Source organism: Pararobbsia alpina, from assembly GCF_965118125.1.
GTDB classification, from domain to species: Bacteria; Pseudomonadota; Gammaproteobacteria; order Burkholderiales; family Burkholderiaceae; genus Pararobbsia; species Pararobbsia alpina_A.
This window is the reverse complement of the sequence record NZ_OZ221288.1, coordinates 729,770-743,885: the sequence shown is the minus strand read 5'-3', so window position 1 is coordinate 743,885 and position 14,116 is coordinate 729,770. Positions and strand designations below refer to the sequence as shown.

Annotated in this window: 16 protein-coding genes; 5 read left to right on the top strand and 11 right to left on the bottom strand. The window is 61.7% G+C overall.

The genetic code is table 11. The annotated features are described in order from the left end of the window. Positions 1-77 precede the first annotated feature (77 nt). The 5 genes from ACMFWR_RS21670 to ACMFWR_RS21650 all read right to left on the bottom strand — a co-directional run bounded on the left by ACMFWR_RS21670 (position 78) and on the right by ACMFWR_RS21650 (position 3,798). A complete protein-coding gene (locus ACMFWR_RS21670; protein ID WP_413196745.1) occupies positions 78-845 on the bottom strand; it encodes a DUF899 domain-containing protein in 768 nt (255 codons plus the stop codon). Positions 846-978: 133 nt separating this feature from the next. Then, a complete protein-coding gene (locus ACMFWR_RS21665) occupies positions 979-1,920 on the bottom strand; it encodes a GlxA family transcriptional regulator (RefSeq protein ID WP_413196744.1) in 942 nt (313 codons plus the stop codon). 59 nt (positions 1,921-1,979) lie between these two features. Further along, positions 1,980-2,792 carry an SDR family NAD(P)-dependent oxidoreductase gene (locus tag ACMFWR_RS21660; RefSeq protein ID WP_413196743.1) on the bottom strand — a complete coding sequence of 271 codons (813 nt, stop codon included), beginning with the start codon at positions 2,790-2,792 and terminating at the stop codon, positions 1,980-1,982. A gap of 155 nt (positions 2,793-2,947) precedes the next feature. Further along, on the bottom strand, positions 2,948-3,415 hold the full coding sequence (locus ACMFWR_RS21655; RefSeq protein WP_413196742.1) for an N-acetyltransferase family protein: 468 nt from the start codon (positions 3,413-3,415) through the stop codon (positions 2,948-2,950). 80 nt (positions 3,416-3,495) lie between these two features. Then, complete coding sequence (locus ACMFWR_RS21650; protein WP_413196741.1) at positions 3,496-3,798, bottom strand: putative quinol monooxygenase; 303 nt, start codon at positions 3,796-3,798, stop codon at positions 3,496-3,498. A gap of 135 nt (positions 3,799-3,933) precedes the next feature. Between ACMFWR_RS21650 and ACMFWR_RS21645 the strand changes: the two genes are divergently transcribed. Together ACMFWR_RS21645 and ACMFWR_RS21640 are read left to right on the top strand one after the other, a co-directional pair. Next, positions 3,934-4,743, top strand: coding sequence for a helix-turn-helix transcriptional regulator (locus tag ACMFWR_RS21645; protein ID WP_413196740.1), 810 nt, complete (start codon positions 3,934-3,936; stop codon positions 4,741-4,743). A 118-nt stretch (positions 4,744-4,861) separates the two neighbouring features. After that, a complete protein-coding gene (locus tag ACMFWR_RS21640; protein WP_413197316.1) occupies positions 4,862-5,257 on the top strand; it encodes a VOC family protein in 396 nt (131 codons plus the stop codon). Between the two features lie 16 nt (positions 5,258-5,273). Here ACMFWR_RS21640 and ACMFWR_RS21635 read toward each other — a convergent pair whose 3' ends face one another. From ACMFWR_RS21635 to ACMFWR_RS21625, 3 genes are all read right to left on the bottom strand, one after another. Next, complete coding sequence (locus ACMFWR_RS21635) at positions 5,274-5,969, bottom strand: NADPH-dependent F420 reductase (RefSeq protein ID WP_413196739.1); 696 nt, start codon at positions 5,967-5,969, stop codon at positions 5,274-5,276. A gap of 175 nt (positions 5,970-6,144) precedes the next feature. Continuing rightward, the gene (locus tag ACMFWR_RS21630; RefSeq protein ID WP_413196738.1) at positions 6,145-7,749 is read right to left on the bottom strand and encodes an MFS transporter; all 1,605 of its coding nucleotides are present in this window, start codon (positions 7,747-7,749) and stop codon (positions 6,145-6,147) included. Between the two features lie 281 nt (positions 7,750-8,030). Further along, entirely contained in the window at positions 8,031-8,546 is a 516-nt protein-coding gene (locus ACMFWR_RS21625) for an N-acetyltransferase family protein (RefSeq protein WP_413196737.1), read from the bottom strand. 224 nt (positions 8,547-8,770) lie between these two features. Here ACMFWR_RS21625 and ACMFWR_RS21620 point away from each other — a divergent pair, with 224 nt between their 5' ends. Beyond that, the gene (locus tag ACMFWR_RS21620) at positions 8,771-10,519 is read left to right on the top strand and encodes a tetratricopeptide repeat protein (protein WP_413196736.1); all 1,749 of its coding nucleotides are present in this window, start codon (positions 8,771-8,773) and stop codon (positions 10,517-10,519) included. Between the two features lie 69 nt (positions 10,520-10,588). On the opposite strand, the gene ACMFWR_RS21615 is transcribed toward ACMFWR_RS21620, so the two are convergent. Further along, entirely contained in the window at positions 10,589-10,699 is a 111-nt protein-coding gene (locus ACMFWR_RS21615; RefSeq protein ID WP_413196735.1) for a plastocyanin/azurin family copper-binding protein, read from the bottom strand. A 191-nt stretch (positions 10,700-10,890) separates the two neighbouring features. On the opposite strand from ACMFWR_RS21615, the gene ACMFWR_RS21610 reads away from it, so the two are divergent. Both ACMFWR_RS21610 and ACMFWR_RS21605 read left to right on the top strand, forming a co-directional pair. Beyond that, positions 10,891-11,505, top strand: coding sequence for an RNA polymerase sigma factor (locus tag ACMFWR_RS21610; RefSeq protein WP_413196734.1), 615 nt, complete (start codon positions 10,891-10,893; stop codon positions 11,503-11,505). After that, complete coding sequence (locus tag ACMFWR_RS21605) at positions 11,498-12,193, top strand: anti-sigma factor family protein (protein ID WP_413196733.1); 696 nt, start codon at positions 11,498-11,500, stop codon at positions 12,191-12,193. Before ACMFWR_RS21610 ends, ACMFWR_RS21605 begins: the two co-directional genes overlap by 8 nt. A 110-nt stretch (positions 12,194-12,303) precedes the next feature. On the opposite strand, the gene ACMFWR_RS21600 is transcribed toward ACMFWR_RS21605, so the two are convergent. Both ACMFWR_RS21600 and ACMFWR_RS21595 read right to left on the bottom strand, forming a co-directional pair. Then, positions 12,304-13,623, bottom strand: coding sequence for a type II toxin-antitoxin system HipA family toxin (locus ACMFWR_RS21600; RefSeq protein ID WP_413196732.1), 1,320 nt, complete (start codon positions 13,621-13,623; stop codon positions 12,304-12,306). Positions 13,624-13,626: 3 nt separating this feature from the next. Then, positions 13,627-13,959, bottom strand: coding sequence for a helix-turn-helix domain-containing protein (locus tag ACMFWR_RS21595; RefSeq protein ID WP_413196731.1), 333 nt, complete (start codon positions 13,957-13,959; stop codon positions 13,627-13,629). Positions 13,960-14,116 lie beyond the last annotated feature (157 nt).

Genomic DNA, 14,116 nt, shown 5'->3' with positions numbered 1-14,116 from the left:
ACGTGATGTAACACACGTCGTGTTACAGGCGTCGTGCAACAGGCGACGCGCAACTGCCATCGTGCAGCAGGCCCGCCTCAGGCCTGCTTCTCATGAGAGCAGCACGAGGACCCTTCGGCCTCGGCGTGCTGCTTCGGAGCGTCGTCATACTTGTCGTGATGACGCATCCATCCCATCATCTTGCGCTCGTCTTCGTCGCGCCCCTTCGGTGTCAGGTCCAGACACATATAGGTCAGCAGGAATTCCTCAAAACCGCGGCCATACGTCGAATACGTATGGAAGATGCGGCCTTCGTCGTCTTTGTAGAACACGCTATGCCCGGGTAGCTCATCGTGTATCCATGGCGACGTGCGGTAGTTGTAGTAGACCGAGTCTGCTTTCTGTTCTTCAGGCGTGAACGACACGTGAAAGTCGTAGTTGAAGTCACTGCCGAACGATGAAACCCATTCGAACTCCCAGCCCATGCGCTGCTTGAACGCGGCGATTTTCTCCATGGGCGCGCGCGATACGGCGACATAGCTCACGTCACGGTGCGCGAGATGCACGAGTGCACCGCCAATATGATCCGCGCCGAATGAACAGCCGGGGCAGCCTTCTTCCCATTCCGGGCCGAGCATGAAGTGCTGCACGATCAATTGGCTGCGGCCTTCGAACAGATCGGCGAGCGACACCTTGCCATGCGGACCTTCAAACACATAGGGCTTGTCGATGCGAACCCAGGGCAGGGCACGCCGCTGGGCTGCGAGTTCGTCGCGCAGATGGGTATAGGCTTTCTCGCGTTCCAGCAGCGCCTTGCGCGCTTCGTCCCATTGCGCCTGCGATACCACGGGATGATCCGTCTGCATGTCGATTGTCTCCATCAGTGAAGCCGATCGAAGTCTGATCCGGCGCCGACCGGCGCTGGCAATGCGCCAGCGTTTGGATTGGACAGCTCTGCATGGGTCCGCGCAAAGGCGGAGAGGACTTATTGTGCAGCGATCAGCCCGCGGATGCACGCGCCGCACGGCGAATGGCCTGGGGAGGATGGCCGTAGGCGCGCAGGAACGCGCGGCGCATGCGCTCGGTATCCGCGAAACCCGTGCGCATGGCGACGGCGTCGATCGTGTGGCGCGCGTCTTCGAGCAGCATGCGCGCGGCATCCACGCGCAGGTTTTCAATCGCTTTGGCTGGCGATTGTCCGGTCTCGGAACGGAATGTGCGGCTGAACTGGCGCGGGCTCAGATGGGCGACCTCGGCAAGGTCTTCGACCTGCAAAGGCTTGTCGAGGTTGTTTTTCGCGTAGGTCAATGCATCCTGAATGCGTTCCGTGCGCGGCTCGAGGTCGAGCAGCGACGAGTATTGCGACTGTCCGCCGGCCCGTCGATGGTGGACGACGAGACCCTTGGCGACCGAGCGCGAGATCTCGACCCCGAGGTCGCGATCGACCATCGCCAGGCACAGATCGATGCCGGCCGTCATGCCGGCCGAGGTCCAGATCGAGTCGTCGATCACGAAGATCTTGTCTTCTTCGACGCGGATCTTCGGGAAGCGCCGCTGGAGCGTGCGTGCATCGCGCCAGTGCGTGGTCGCGCGACGGCCGTCGAGCAGACCGCTTTCTGCCATCAGGAAGGCGCCGGTGCAGATGCTGGCGGTGCGCCGGGAACGTGCAGAGGCATCGCGCAGAAACTGCAGCACGCCGTCGCTTGCGCGCGGGATGTCGAGCGAGCCGGTCACGATCATCGTGTCGTACTCACGCTCGTCGAAGCGTTCCGAATCGACCCGCACGCCCGAAGAACTCGTCACTTGCCCGCCGTATTCGGAGAGCAAGTGAACATCGTATTCGGGTTTTTCGAGCCAGCTGTTCGCCACTTCGAACACGGAAACGGCGACCAGGTCGAGGATCTGGAATCCCGGAAAGATGACGAGTCCGATTCGCTTCATGGTCGCTTCCTTTTCACCGCGGGCAAGGTCTGGCCGCTATGGTAGCGCGAGAGCCGTGCTCAGGCTGTCGCCGCCTGTTGGTAGCGCGTGGCCGCCGAACGGCGCGACAGATTCGGGCCAAGCGCCTTGCGGGCGCTATCAGCGCGTTCCCAGTCGGCCGCGTCGGGCAGCGACGGAATCGTCACGAGTTCGCCGAGGTCGAAGCCGGCGAGCGACGCGTCGACCATTTCCTCGGCGGGCATCACGATTTCGGCAGGCAGATTGTCGGCGCTGCCGATACCGGCGCGTTCCCAGAACGGTGTGCCCGTTGCGCCGGGCAGCACGGCCTGAACGCGAATGCCCTTGGGCGACAGTTCATGATGCAGCGACTGCGTGAACGCCAGCACATACGACTTGGTGCCCGCATAGGTGCCGTTAAGCAGTTCGGGTGCGACTGCGACGATGGACGAGATATTGATGATCGTGCCGCTGCCATGCGCGACCAGCGTCGGGACGACGGCGCTCGTGAGGCGCGTGAGCGCGGTCACGTTGAGGTCGATCATCTTCTCGAGATCGTCGATGTCCGAATCGGCGAGCGGCTTGGTCGCGCCGAAGCCTGCATTGTTCACGAGTGCCGTGATCGAGCGATCTTCGCGCAGACGGGCCTCGACGGCACGAAGATCCGCCTTGTTCGTGAGATCAGCAGCAATCGTGTCGACGCGACGGCCGGTCGCGGCCGTGATGCGTGCCGCATGTTCGGCCAGTTTGGCTGCGTCACGTGCAACGAGAATCAGGTCGTAACCGCGGCGTGCGAGACGGTCGGCATAGACGGCGCCGATGCCGGTCGATGCGCCCGTGATCAATGCCGTGCCTTGATGGGTCGTCGTGCTCATTTGAATGCTCCAGTCGGTTCGGTTATCCGGTTGCAGTCGCGTGCCGTCGGGTCGGCGTTGCGCACTGCGTCGGTCGTTGGAGAGCATTCTATGGAGCGGCTGCGATGTCTCAAATGACGAAAAAACCTCCTTTTGAGACACGTATGCGAGTCAGGTCAGACGCCGCCGTCGCGCGGGACGATGGGATACGCGTAGTGGCGGTAGCCACGTTCGTCGTGCGTGAAGAGGAAGCCGGCTTTTTCGTAGAGCTGGCGTGCCGGATTATCGGGTTTGACGCCGAGCGTCAGATTGCCGAAGCCCTTTTCATGGGCGTCTTCGATAAACCGATCGAGCAGCTTTCTGCCGAGTCCGGCGCGCCGCAAATGCGGCAGCACATAAATCGAAGCCAGCACGGCCGCGTCGCCATGCGCTTCCCAGAAGCAGTAGCCGATTTTCTCGGTACCGCGTTCGGCAATAAACATGCGCTCGAGGTTTCGCGTCCATTGCTGGAGATGCCAGCGCAGAGCGTCTTTCCAGCGCGCTTCGTTTTCCGGTTCGATTTGCCGGATGTAATCCAGTTCGCCGATATAAACGGTCGGCAAATCCGACGTATTAGCGCGGCGGATTATGTAGTTGTTCTTCATGAAGACAAGCTAACCCGATGCGAATGTGCTTCGCAGCCTATCAGAGTCGCCTTCGATTCAATCCATTGAATAAAAAATTGTCAGCCGGGCATCTTTGCGGCCAGTACGTCGACCTTTTCGATGATCGGCGGCGACGACAGGAAATCGCCCGCCTTGGCCATCAGCGCATCGGCCACCCGCCCGGACAGATGCGCCTGACGTCCGGCTTCGTCGGGGAAGGCGTCGAAGATGCCGAACGTCGACGGTCCGAGCCGAAGCGCGTACCAGGAGGTCGTGCCCGGTTCGGCCATCACGAGCTGGAGCCCGCCGATCAGGAAATCCTCGACTTCCTGCTCCTTGCCTGCCTTCGCTTCGAGACGCACGAGCAACGCGAACTTGACCATGGACGACCTCCGGACATGTTGCGGTTTCGGAATGACCCGCCTCGACGGACGGGCTCTTTATCATAGGTCGCGATCCGTCCCTGCGCGAATGAGCGATGATCACGCTATTCCGATTGCCACCTTGCCCATTGCGCCATGTCGCGTGCCCAGCGCTTACTTGACCTGATCCAGACCCTTCGCCGGCACCGGCGCCCCGTCAGCGGCGCCGCGCTGGCGGGAGAACTCGGCGTCAGCCTGCGGACGCTGTATCGCGACATTGCGACATTGCAGGCGCAGGGTGCGGCGATCGACGGCGAGCCCGGCGTGGGCTATGTGCTCAAGCCCGGCTTTATGCTGCCGCCGCTGATGTTTTCCGAAGAGGAACTCGAGGCGCTGGTGCTTGGCTCGCGCTGGGTCGCCGACCGGGCCGACCCACGGCTTGGCGAAGCGGCGCGCAATGCGCTCGCGAAAATCGCCGCCGTGCTGCCGACCGATCTGCGTGACACGCTCGATGCGTCGGCTTTGCTCGTCGGTCCGGTCGATCGCGTGGAGTCGTCGTGCGATCCGGCCGTCATTCGCCAGGCGATCAAGGCCGAGTGTAAGCTGATTATGGTCTATCGCGATCTCAAGGGCAGCGACTCGGCACGAACGATCTGGCCGTTCGCGCTGGGGTTTTTTGACAGCATCCGCGTGGTGGTCGGGTGGTGCGAACTGCGCAACGACTTCCGGCACTTCCGCGTCGATCGCATCACGTCACTCGAAGTCAGCGAAGAACGCTACCCTCGGCGCCGACACGCGCTGATCAAGGCATGGCGGGAACAGCAGGGCGTGGCGCCGCAGGATGTGTTTGGCGGCCGGGTCGGACGCGTCGCGAACCCCCTGGCCGCCAAGCGAATTGCCGATGCCGCACAGGCAGAGATGGCCGCGAATGGGGAGCGGGACGGAGCGACCGAATCAGACTGCTGACAGAAATTGTCAGTGGCGGGGCCTACGATGAGCGTCATGGTCACGCAGCGATGCGCTGCACGGACCTTAACCCAGGACCCTCGTGTCCCTTACCGCTCTGGAGTTCGCCATGTCCCACCTGTCCGATCCGAACATGATGATTTTGTACGTCGACAACCCGGTCGCAAGCGCCGCGTTCTATGCCGATCTGCTTGGCAAGCAGCCCGTCGACGCCTCGCCGACCTTTGCCGCGTTTCGGCTGGATTCGGGAGTGATGTTCGGACTGTGGTCGAAGCATACGGTTGAGCCCGCCGCACCGGCAGCCGTCGGCGGCGCCGAGCTCGCGTTCGGACTGCCCGACTACGATACCGTCGCACAGGTTTTCAGAGCGTGGTCGGGCCGGGGGCTGAAGATCGTTCAGCAGCCTACCGATCTCGACTTCGGCCGCACGTTCGTTGCGCTGGATCCCGACGGACATCGTCTGCGTGCCTTTGCCATGGCGCCCGAGACGGCGCCGCAGCACACCGCGGCTTGATCGGGCGCCGCACCGCTTATTGCGGATCCTCGTACGTACCGGGACTGACCGTCGAGGCGCGCCACTGCTCCGTGCGGGCACGTGGCGCGGACTGCAGCGCGGTGCGCACGCCCTCGACGTCGCGGTCGGTTGCGTAGACCGGCGTGCCTGGCTGGTGACGCCACGATTCGTCGAGCGCACCGTTGTCGACGGCGTCGAAGCCGAGATCGTTGACGAGGTCGATAACGATGGCCTTCTTGGCGGCGTTGTCGCCCGACACTGGCAGTGCGATACGTCCGGCGGCGCCGGCGGGCTTGCCCTTGTCGCGCAGGTGCGCCGCATAGATGTTGTTGAACACCTTGACCACGCCGCGGCCAATCTGCTTTTCGACCCAGCGGCTCTCGAGCATGCCGTCCTCGATACCGCCGATCTTCCCGTCGCGCTCGCGCGGATAGTAATTGCACGTGTCGATGACCGGCACCGAATCGGGTACGCCTGCAAAGAGGCCGCTGGGAAGCGAGGCGACGTTCTTGAGCGGGATGGTCAGGACGATGACCTCCGCGCCATGCACGATATCTTTCGCTTCGCCTGCCCGTGCGCCCGTGCGCTTTTCCACATCGGCCAGCGTGTCAGGACCGCGTGAGTTGGCAATCCGTACATCATGTCCGTGTTCGGCCCAGCGTTGAGCCAGGGCCTGTCCGATATGGCCAGCGCCGATGATGCTGATTTTCATGGGGACTCCGAAGGGCTATTCGCCGTACCTGCCCGCATCGATCGTGCCACCTCGGGAAACGGTCGTTCGCCGGGCTCTTTCGGCGGCTCAAGCATTGCAAGTTCCACCAACACTATCAACCCGGCGAAGGCCCGCGCTGCCCGCGACGTGACGGACGCCACCGGCACCCTGGGCGCTATTGCGCAGGTGCGGCCTCTTGCGTCGGCTCCATAAAGCGATGGACCCGAACGGGCGGTACGAACCACGCGAGACACAAGCCCGCGATGGCGGCAACGGCAGCGAGCCAGAGGCCGATATGGATGGACTCGACGAGCGCATGACGAGCGGAAATCATCATCGCCGAACCCGAATGGCCTGCCGCGACGAGACGGCTGATCAAGGCCGCCTGCTCGGCGCGATCGACCAGCAGTTCCGGGCTCGCGAACGACTTGAACCACTGCGTCGCCTGGTACGAATCGAGTGAGCGGTGCACACCCATCGAGTAGACATGGCTTAGCAAGGCGCCCGTCATGACCGTGCCGAGCATGCCACCGAACGTCCGCAACGACTGGAGTAGAGCGGTCGCGGCCCCGAGGTTGTCGCGAGACACGATCTGCTGCGAGAAGATCGTGAGATTGGCAATCACCAGTCCGATGCCGAGACCGCTGAACGCCATGCAGGCCATCCAGATCATGTGATCTTCCATGCCCGTGAGCCGTACGATCGACACACAGGCGACCGCGAACATGGCAAAGCCGATATACACGATCGGGTTCGCGCGCCGGACCCGTGTGACGATCCGGTTGTTGAGCACGCTCCCGACGGTGGTGCCGAGCAGCAGCGGCGTGATCAGCATCCCCGAACTGCGCGGTGACATCGCATAGCCGCCCTGGAACAGCAGCGGCACGTAAAAGACGAGCGAGAACAGTGCAAAGCCGCCGAGAACCGACATGGCAAACAGCGCGGCGAGCTTGCGATCGAGCAGCATGTCGACGGGGACGATCGGATAGCCCATGCGTTTTTCCCAGAAGTACAGGACGAGCGACAGCGTCAGCGTGATGCCGCCGAGCGTGATCGTCGTCGTGCTGACGCCTTGTTTGGGGAACAGTTCGATGAGCAATTGAAAGGCACCGAACGTCGCCGCCACGACGAACGCGCCGAGCCAGTCGAGACGAATCGGGCCGCGCTTATCGGTATTGCGCAGGTGCGGCACATAGCGCTGCACGAACAGTAGCGACACGATGCCCACCGGCACATTGACGAAGAAGACGAGTCGCCAGCTACCCATCTGCGTCAGCGCGCCGCCAAGCGTGGGCCCGACGATATTCGACAGCCCGAAAGCGGTGCTGACAAAGACCAGCCAGCGCAGGCGCAGTTGCGGGTCGGGAAACAGGTCGGCGACGGTCGCGAACATGGTGCCGATCAAAATCCCGCCGCCAATACCTTGCAGCCCGCGAGCCAGCACCAGCGTGAGCATGTTCGACGCGCTGCCGCAGAGCACCGATGCAAATGTGAACAGCAGGATGGCCGCGACGAGAAAGGGCTTGCGCCCGTACAGGTCGCCCAGCCGCCCGAAGATCGGGATCGTGATCACGGACGCGAGCATATAGGCCGTGGCAACCCACGCATACAGGTCAAAGCCTTTGAGCTCGGAGACGATATGCGGCAACGCGGTGCCGACAATCGTCTGGTCGAGCGCGACCAGCATCGCAACGAATGCCACGCCGAACATCGCGAGCACGGATTGGCGGAAAGGCAGCAGCTGACGCGTCGGGTCGAACGTGGTGGTCGCGGGTGTCATGGCGCACTCCTTGGAACAGGGTTACGGCCGGGCCTTGCTGCTCAGTCATTGTGGATGGCGAGACCTTACACCTGTCTGCACGGGCCGGCTGACCGAAGATACGCGGGATGACGGAAGGCGGATGCGTGACGGCGCGGGGAATTCATTCGCGCGCTTGATTTCCGGGAGTCAGAGCGTCGGAGGGCGAACGATTGAGATGTGCTTCGGGCTTGATTTTCGAGGGCTACCACGCCAAAGGGTCGACCGGCCGCCCGTTTGCTTCGCGGCTTGATTGTCGGGCGCTACATCGACGAAGGATCAAACGGCCGCCTGTAGAGCACGTCAGGCACGCCTTCTTCGTTGTCGGATCCGTCGCTCTGCGAGACGACAACAAATCCGTGGCGCTCGTAGAACGCGCGGGCCCGGGTGTTTTCCGAAAAGGTATAGAGCTGGACCGCGGATTGCGCACGGGTCAGGACTTCGACGAGCAGCGTCGAGCCGATGCCCTGACCGACGCGGTCCGGGTCGACATAGAGCTGATCGAGCCACATGACGCCATACGCCGAGGAAGCCGCGCTGAGTCCGACGACGCGGGAACCTTCGACGGCCACCACCAACTCACCCGATGGCAAGAGCCACTCCGTGACCCATTCGAGAATATCGGCGGCGGTGTGCTTGAGCGGGGCGAAAGGCAACAGTTGGGTTCGCGACCGCATGTAGACATCCGCGATCGCCGGTGCGTCGTCCGGTCTGGCCGGGCGCAATGCGGCGGCGGGGCGGTAGCTCAATGCATCTGCATCGGATGAAGAACGATTCATTGATGTGTCGTCAGGATATTCGGCAAAGGCCAGGTCAATACGACAACTCGGCCGGGCCGACTGAGGCCGGCAAGGGGACCGGATACGCAGACCAAGCGAGTAGAGCCAGCAAGCAGAGCCGGTCCACGGTCGGCCAATCAATCGACATTTGAATGCGGCTCCGGTTGCCGCGTCAACCTTCGTTTTATCATGCGGGCCTGTCCATCGACATTGCCCCTCGTTTTATGAGCAAGCCCGGTCACTCGCAAAACCGTATCGATTCGCTGTTTCAGCAAGCGTTGGCGCTCCATCAGAATGGCGCGCTCGACGAGGCCGAGGCCTCATATCGGGAAGTGCTCGCGATGAAACCGCGTCACCTCGATGCAATGCAGTTGCTTGGCACGCTGGCCTTGCAGTCGGGACGGCTTGAAGAGGGCCTGGAGTTCCTGTCGCGCGCGAGCACGATCGATCCGCGTCAGCCGGCCATTCAGTCGAATATGGCGTTCGCCTTAAACGCGATGGGTCGTTACGCCGAAGCGTTACCGCGCGCGGACAAGGCCATTGCACTGACCGCAAACTTTGCCGACGCTCACAACAACCGAGGCAACGCGCTCGCGGGATTGCACCGTCCGGCGGATGCACTTGCGAGTTTCGAGCGGGCGATCGCACTGCAACCGCAGATCGCGGAAGCCTGGAACAACCGCGCGTGCGCACTGCGTGATCTCGGCCAACCGGAAGAAGCCGTAAAGAGCTGCGATCGTGCGATCGAACTGCGCGACGCCTACCCCGATGCGTGGAGTAATCGCGCCAACGCATTGAGTGACCTGAATCGTCCGGACGATGCGAAGGCGAGCTATGAGCAGGCGCTCGCCGTGCAACCCGAGTTTGCCGACGGCTGGAGCAATCTGGGCCTGACGCTCGTCGACCTGGGTGATCACGAAGCGGCGCTTCGATGCTATGAACGCGCGCTGGCGATCAATCCGTCGCATGCCTCGGCGCACTGGCACCAGGCGTTGTGCCTGCTCGAGATGGGGCGCTTCGAACAGGGCTGGCCAGCGTATGAATGGCGGTGGCAGCGCGAGACGCTCAAACATACCCGGCGCATGTTCCCGCAACCTCTGTGGCTCGGGGAAACGTCGCTCGAAGGCAAGACGATCCTGCTGCACTCCGAGCAAGGGCTTGGCGACACGCTGCAGTTCTGCCGATACGCATCGCGCGTCGCGGCGCTCGGTGCGAAGGTCGTGCTTGAAGTGCCGACCGAGCTGGTGCGCGTGTGCGCGCAACTCAAGGGCGTCGACGTGCTTGTCGAAGAAGGGCAACCGTTGCCCGATTTCGACGTGCATTGCCCGTTATTGAGCTTGCCGCTCGCTTTGAAGACGACCCTCGACACGATCCCTGCCGACGTGCCGTATCTGTTTGCAGACGCGCAACGATCGGCGCAATGGCGTGAACGCATCGCTCCGATCGCGGGCGACCACTTGCGTGTCGGACTCGTCTGGGCGGGCGGACATCGACCCCACGTTCCCGAGTTGCGCAAGAACGACGCACGGCGTTCGATGTCGCTCGATCGGCTACGCGGTCTCTTTGCGATTGAGGGTGTGCAGTACTTCAGTCTGCAAAAGGGCTCGCCTGCGCAGCAGCTCGACGCGCTGCGAGCAGACCCGTCGATCGGCGACCGGATCGTCGATCTGACGCAGGATATCCACGACTTCGCCGATACGGCCGACTTCGTCGACAACCTTGATCTCGTGATCAGCGTCGATACGTCGACCGCCCATCTCGCCGGGGCAATGGGCAAGCCGGTCTGGATTCTGAATCGCTTCGACACCTGCTGGCGATGGCTGCTCGAACGCGCGGACAGCCCGTGGTACCCGTCAGCGCGGCTGTTTCGGCAGCCAAAGCTCGGCGACTGGGACCCGGTACTGAGCGACGTCATCGAAACACTGAAGCGTGAGGTGACGCAGCATCGGACCGGGCGTGACTCGCTTACTTGATGCGCATGACAGGCTGACTCGAAGCAGACTCAACGTTCATTCGGTGTTTATTGAGTGCTCACTTGACGATCACTTGACGATGACCGTGCCCGTCATATGCGAGTGAATCGAACAGAAGTACTTGAAGGTGCCCGCTTGCGAGAACGTGAACGAGTAGTGGTCGTCGGTATCGAGCGGCAACTTTCCCGGCGCTCGCGGTATTCCCGAAATATATTTTGCATTGGCGGGGCCGATTCGCGGATTTTCGGGAATAAATTGGAAGAGCCGCGAGTTAGAGCCTATGAGTCCCACGGAAACCGTGTCGGAACGAGTTCACCGAATGAGGCAAACGCCGTGATGTCAGCCTGCAAACTGTGTTCGAGGAGTGCGTCGTGAGTCACGACGAGCGTCGCGCGCGCTTTGAACGCCTTGCGCTGCCGCATCTTGATGCGGCGTATAACCTCGCGCGCTGGCTGTCTGGCAGCCCGAGCGATGCCGACGATGTCGTCCAGGATGCGTATTTGCGCGCGTTTCGATTCTTCGAGACATTCGATGGCGACAACGCGCGGGCCTGGTTGCTTGCGATTGTGCGGAACACGTGGTTTACAGAATGGCGCCGGCGGCGCCCGCGTTCTGAAGATGTCTCGTATGACGAGGCGGCATCGGCCGATGAACCGTTGCCGGGGTGGGATGAACATGCGGTGGACGATCCCGAGACATTGTTCGTGCGCCGCGACGAGATTCGTCTCGTGCATCGGGCACTCGACATGCTCGCGGTCGAATATCGTGAAGTGGTGGTATTGAGGGAGCTCGAGGATATGAGCTATCGCGACATTGCGACCGTGGTGGGTATTCCGGTCGGCACGGTGATGTCGCGGTTGTCGCGAGGACGGCGCATGTTGAGCAAGGCCGTGCGAGCGATGCAAGAGGATGCAGGTGACGCGGCGGGCGTGCGACTCGTCAAGCCGGCACGGGGCCGGGATCAGGAGAAGTCGAATCATGGATGACAACGAGACGTCGACACTGGGTACGCGATTGCGTGACGGCTCGCTTTACGAACGTGCGCCCGTCGAATTGCGTGCGCAGGTGCGGGCCAATCTGCGTGCGGAGTCGCAAGCTGCGCTCGCGCGCCAGCGGCGTATGTGGCCGAGCTGGGTGCGGCTGCCCGAATGGGTGACCACCGGATGGTCGTTTGTGGGTGGAGGCGCGGCGGGCGCCGCGCTGTGTGCGTTCGCCTTCGCATTCGTTGTGATGCCGATGAGCGCCGAGCACAGCGATTTGCTCATGCGCGACATCGTATCGAGTCATGTTCGCGCGATGATGTCCGACCGCGCAATCGACGTGGAGTCGAGCGATCGTCAGACGGTGAAGCCGTGGTTCAGCGAGCATCTCGACTATGCGCCGCCGGTAGTCGATACGGTGTCGCAGGGCTTTCCGCTTGTCGGCGGCCGTCTCGATTACGTTGCCCAGCGCCCTGTCGCGGTGATGATCTACAAGTACCTGAAGCACTCGATCGATCTATACGTGTTTCCGGACTCGCATGACGTCAAGTCGGCGCCTCAGGCGAAAACGGAGGACGGGTTTTCGATCGCGCGCTGGCACCAGAACGGCATGACGTTCTGCGCGATCACGGATGCATCGCCCGTGTTCTTGCGCGAGTTCGAACAAGCGATTCAGGCAGAAGTCGGAAGGTAAAGGCGTCAGGGAGACCGGGGCGGCACGGTTCGGGGAAGCCGCCGATAAGAGAGAGGAGGGGCCGCCTGGGGGCGGCCCTTTCTTATGGGGGGCGCAGGTATTACGCCGAGCTATCGCGATTTGTGACCGAAGGGTCCGTCGGGGTCAAGGTAGGGGTTCGGCGCTTTTCGTTTGGTGTTCGAGTGCGTGTCAGAAAGGCCGGCTTGCTCTCGCAATGGCACAGGCACGCCCTTTCGAGGCTTCGCATCGGGCTTGATGTCCTCGAGTCCTTGCGCCCAGGCGTCGAGCATCCGCTTACCGACTTCTCTGAACTCGGCATATCGGTCGGCGTACTCGCTGACGAGCGGAAGGACCTTCTGGACGGCGTTCTCGATTTGCGCGCGTGCGGCATCCATTTGTGTCGCGGTGAGAAGCAAGCGTGCAGCGCCGTAGTCGGACAACGCTTTACCGGAACACCATGCTTTCTTGCCTTTCAGCAGCAGTGCGGGCGTGTCGTCCTGGTAGCGCGGATATGCGGTGACGGTGACAATGTCGTACACCGGAGAAAGACGAGCGTCTCGCCCGTTTGTGTAAGTTAGCGCGTAGTTCTTCAGATGCGCATCGGCGTTGCGCAGCGCATAGTTCAACAGCAGCAGCGTGAACAACCTGCGCTTGCCGTCCTCTCTGTAGTTAATCCCTAGATACTGTTCGCATAGCTTCGCGAGGTCTTCCACCGTGCCTTGGTATTTGCGTGCGGGGTCAAGTGCCTTCAGCGCGCAAAAGTCCTCGACCCCGAGGCGCGTGCCATCTGCGTTCAGATCGAATCGTCGCACGGCAAGCACATGACCATCATCGGACAGGTGTGTCTCCGGTACTTCGAGGTCCGCATGTCTCGCGACTTCCAGGCAGAGGTATTCGTTGATGCTGAGCCCGGGTAAGTCGACGGGACCTGTCTTCAGAATGTACTCGTCGGTCCACACCGTCGCTTTCTCTTGGCCTGAAGCGAGTGCTTTGGGCATGACCCCCGAAACACCTTCCGTAATCCCTGCCTTGAGGTGTTTGAGGAGGTTGTCCCTGGAGTCAGGGCTCGCAAGAAGCGTTGCCATGTCGACGTTCGATGTCGCTGTGTCGAATGGCGCGCCGTGAGGGATCGCTCTGATTCGGCCGATCGTGTTCGCACCGGTGAGTGCGAGAAGCCCGATATCGCTGACGTTTGCGTGAGACCCGAGGGTTTGACGAATGATGTCCTTCTTGAAGCCTTCGGGCAGGTTCATCTGAAACGAAGGCATGATGCCACCCGGCCAAACGTAGGAGCTGTTCCGTACGGGCATCAGAAGTGACACGAGTTCTTCAGGCGCTGTACCGGGCAGATAGGTGAACACGCCTCGTTGCGCTTCTTCCGTGAGCGTCCCAACCAGCGTGGAATTGCAGTAGATGTCGAGTACGGTCATGAGCTATCGGCCCTTTTCGGGGGCTTTGAGAGGTGCGTCGGCGCGGCGGGTCCGAACGCGCTTCCGGGTCTCGTGCGCGGACACGGGAGGCGTTTGTTGTTCAGCGAGCACGTCGTCAAGCGTTCGGCCATGACCGATAGGCCGAGCAAAAAGTTCGAGTCCCACTGCCTCGAAAAGGCGAAGCAACTTGACCGTCCCGAGTTCGGTAAGCAGCCCGCTCTCGAAGCGGCTTATCCGCGCGCGAGTGATGCCACTTTGCTCTGCAACCTGCTGCTGCGTCTTGTTTGCAACGATCCTGGCGTGGCGAAATGTTTCTCCGAGGTCAAAGAGGTTCATGTGTCACCTAGGATACGTTAACTGAGATTTGACCGATATTGTATCTCATGAGGAACATTGTCGTGCTTGTTTAAAGTTCCATATAGGGTACGTTATAGGCGATTTATTGTGTACGGTATCTAATATGGAACATTAAGCGTAGAGTTCGTACATATAT

Bases quoted from the DNA above. Each gene is read 5' to 3' on its own strand.
- ACMFWR_RS21670 (WP_413196745.1), bottom strand. From the start codon at position 845: ATGCAGACGGATCATCCCGTGGTATCGCAGGCGCAATGGGACGAAGCG.
- ACMFWR_RS21665 (WP_413196744.1), bottom strand. From the start codon at position 1,920: ATGAAGCGAATCGGACTCGTCATCTTTCCGGGATTCCAGATCCTCGAC.
- ACMFWR_RS21660 (WP_413196743.1), bottom strand. From the start codon at position 2,792: ATGAGCACGACGACCCATCAAGGCACGGCATTGATCACGGGCGCATCG.
- ACMFWR_RS21655 (WP_413196742.1), bottom strand. From the start codon at position 3,415: ATGAAGAACAACTACATAATCCGCCGCGCTAATACGTCGGATTTGCCG.
- ACMFWR_RS21650 (WP_413196741.1), bottom strand. From the start codon at position 3,798: ATGGTCAAGTTCGCGTTGCTCGTGCGTCTCGAAGCGAAGGCAGGCAAG.
- ACMFWR_RS21645 (WP_413196740.1), top strand. From the start codon at position 3,934: ATGTCGCGTGCCCAGCGCTTACTTGACCTGATCCAGACCCTTCGCCGG.
- ACMFWR_RS21635 (WP_413196739.1), bottom strand. From the start codon at position 5,969: ATGAAAATCAGCATCATCGGCGCTGGCCATATCGGACAGGCCCTGGCT.
- ACMFWR_RS21630 (WP_413196738.1), bottom strand. From the start codon at position 7,749: ATGACACCCGCGACCACCACGTTCGACCCGACGCGTCAGCTGCTGCCT.
- ACMFWR_RS21625 (WP_413196737.1), bottom strand. From the start codon at position 8,546: ATGAATCGTTCTTCATCCGATGCAGATGCATTGAGCTACCGCCCCGCC.
- ACMFWR_RS21620 (WP_413196736.1), top strand. From the start codon at position 8,771: ATGAGCAAGCCCGGTCACTCGCAAAACCGTATCGATTCGCTGTTTCAG.
- ACMFWR_RS21605 (WP_413196733.1), top strand. From the start codon at position 11,498: ATGGATGACAACGAGACGTCGACACTGGGTACGCGATTGCGTGACGGC.
- ACMFWR_RS21600 (WP_413196732.1), bottom strand. From the start codon at position 13,623: ATGACCGTACTCGACATCTACTGCAATTCCACGCTGGTTGGGACGCTC.
- ACMFWR_RS21595 (WP_413196731.1), bottom strand. From the start codon at position 13,959: ATGAACCTCTTTGACCTCGGAGAAACATTTCGCCACGCCAGGATCGTT.